Genomic DNA, 2,510 nt, shown 5'->3' on the forward strand with positions numbered 1-2,510 from the left:
ACATTGGGCCTGTCACTCGCGCGCGGCGCGCAGATGCAGCCAAGCCAGTTCAACGGCATTTTGGATCGCGTGCGCGGCGCCGACAATGAAGGCCTGGTCAACGAAGTGGTTCTGCGCTCGCAGAGCCAAGCCGAATACTCGCCAAAGAACATCGGCCATTTCGGTCTCAACCTCCGCCGCTACGCGCATTTCACCTCGCCGATCCGCCGCTATGCCGATTTGATCGTGCATCGCGGACTTATTGCCGCACTCGGCCTGGGTCCGGGCGGGCTGACGCAGGACGAAGCGGCACGGCTCGAAGATGTCGCCGTGCTGATCTCCGGCACGGAACGCCGCGCAATGGCGGCCGAGCGGGACACGGTCGACCGTCTGATCGCCGCCTACCTTGCCGAACGCGTCGACGACCGGTTCGATGCCCGCATCTCCGGCGTCACCAAGTCAGGACTATTTGTCCAATTGCCGCAGTACGGCGCGGATGGTTTCATCCCGGTGTCAACATTGAACGGCGATTACTATATATACGACGAAACGGCCCGCTCCCTGTTCGGAGAACGCTCGGGCAAAGGCTACCAACTCGCGGACCGCGTTGAGGTCCGGCTCGTCGAGGTGGCACCGATGGCCGGGGCGATGCGCTTCGAGATGTTGACCGACCCGAAGCCTCTGCCGGGCTCCAAGCGGTCGTTTCACAAGGCCAAGGGCCGCGCTCGCGCGTCGCAATCGCGACCGGGTTCGCGCGGCAGGAGACGATGATGACAACAGCCATGGAAGAACAGGTTTTCGGCGGAGAACATCACTCGGGCCGGACCGCGCGCCCGCTGTGGACGGCGATGAAGCGTGGCCTGCTCGGCCGCTGCCCGCATTGCGGCGAAGGCAAGCTGTTTCGCGCTTTCACCAAGACCGTCGACACATGCAGTGTCTGCGGCGAGGAATTGCATCACCACCGGGCCGACGACCTGCCCGCCTATCTGGTCATCGTCATCGTCGGCCATGTCGTGCTGGGCGCCTTCATGGGCGTTGAGGCCACGTCGACGCTGTCCACATGGCAGCACATCGCCATCTGGGTGCCGCTGACCATCCTTTTGTCGGTCGCGCTGCTGCAGCCGATCAAGGGTGCCGTCATCGGACTGCAATGGGCCTTCTATATGCACGGCTTCGGCGGCGAGCACGACGTGATCGAGCCGCATCCCGGAGCCTAGGCCGCAGCCAAGAATGCTGCCTGGCGCAACATACCGACCGTGAAAGGCCACTTTCGCTTGCCAGAAGTTTCCGCTAGGTCCTGCGCATGGACGGTATGACCAAGGCGGAAGTCGACAGGATCGAGCGGAGCATGATCGCTCATAGCGATCGGCCAATTCGCCCGCGCGACGCGGCAACCCTCATCCTGCTCGACCGCAAGGACGATGACGTGCTGGTTCTGATGGGTCGCCGTCATGCAGGCCACGCCTTCATGCCGGGCAAGTTCGTCTTTCCCGGCGGCCGCACCGATCCGGCCGACAGCCGCATACCGGTCGTCGCCGCATTGCACCCGGAGCAGGAAGCCAGGCTGATCGCCGGACCGGGCCGCACAAGCGCCGCACGAGCCCGCGCCATCGCCCTGTCCGCCATCCGCGAAACCTATGAGGAAGCCGGGCTGCTGATCGGCCGCAAGGGTGCTTTCGCAACCCCCAGGCCCGATTGGCAAGGCTTTGCCGAACACGGCGTGCAACCCTCTCTCGACATGCTGCGCTTCGTTGCGCGCGCCATCACGCCGCCCAACCGGGTGCGCCGCTTCGACACCCGCTTTTTCAGCGCCTGGCGTGACGACGTCGCCGTCGAACTGCCCGGTGGCGGTCCCACCAACGAGCTCGAAGAGCTGGTCTGGCTGCCGCTCGCCAAGGCCAGGGAAGCCGACATACCCGACATCACCCGAATGATCCTGGACGAGCTGGAAAAGCGCCTCGCCCATGATCCACTGTTGCGTCCAGGCGGACCCGTGCCCTTCTACCGGCTTGTCCGCAGCCGCTTCACCCGCGAACTTCTCTAGAGCAATTCCAGGAAAAGTGTGACGCGGTTTTCCCGGGAAAAGCGCTCAGCACTTTCCTTAGATCAAACAGGCAGAGTATCAGCATCCCATGACGGTCGATACCCAACCACAGGGCGACGAACGCGTACACTGGCTGCCGATGGTGGCGGCGATCTCGTCGATCAGCGTCGTCGGCATCGCCATCGGCCTCGGCATGCCGCTGCTCAGCGTCATCCTTGAAACGCGCGGCCATTCGGCTTCGATGATCGGCCTCAACACCGCCGTTGCCGGCCTCGCCTCGATCGCCGGTGCGCCGCTGGCGACCCCGCTCGCCATGCGGTTCGGCGTTGCCTGGACCATGATCGCCATGATCGCCGCCGGCGCGCTGGCCTTTGTCGGCTTTCATTTCGCACCCGATTTCTGGATGTGGTTTCCGCTGCGCATCGTGCTGCACATTGCGCTGACGGTGCTGTTCATCCTGTCCGAATTCTGGATCAGCACCTCGGCG

The 2,510-nt window shown here is 64.1% G+C and carries 4 protein-coding genes; all 4 read left to right on the forward strand.

Annotation, left to right across the window (positions count from 1 at the left end; genetic code table 11):
- Positions 1 to 750 (forward strand): RNB domain-containing ribonuclease (locus EN750_RS28935; RefSeq protein ID WP_127398793.1); only part of this gene is annotated, 750 nt, incomplete at its 5' end.
- An 11-nt stretch (positions 751 to 761) separates the two neighbouring features.
- The gene (locus tag EN750_RS28940; RefSeq protein WP_174800363.1) at positions 762 to 1,196 is read left to right on the forward strand and encodes a DUF983 domain-containing protein; all 435 of its coding nucleotides are present in this window, start codon (positions 762 to 764) and stop codon (positions 1,194 to 1,196) included.
- 86 nt (positions 1,197 to 1,282) lie between these two features.
- A complete protein-coding gene (locus EN750_RS28945; protein ID WP_127398794.1) occupies positions 1,283 to 2,023 on the forward strand; it encodes an NUDIX domain-containing protein in 741 nt (246 codons plus the stop codon).
- An 88-nt stretch (positions 2,024 to 2,111) separates the two neighbouring features.
- The coding region (locus EN750_RS28950; RefSeq protein ID WP_145968009.1) for an MFS transporter at positions 2,112 to 2,510 on the forward strand (399 nt) is incomplete at its 3' end.

The sequence above is a fragment of the Mesorhizobium sp. M7A.F.Ca.ET.027.03.2.1 genome (genome assembly GCF_003999175.1).
Lineage (GTDB): Bacteria > Pseudomonadota > Alphaproteobacteria > Rhizobiales > Rhizobiaceae > Mesorhizobium.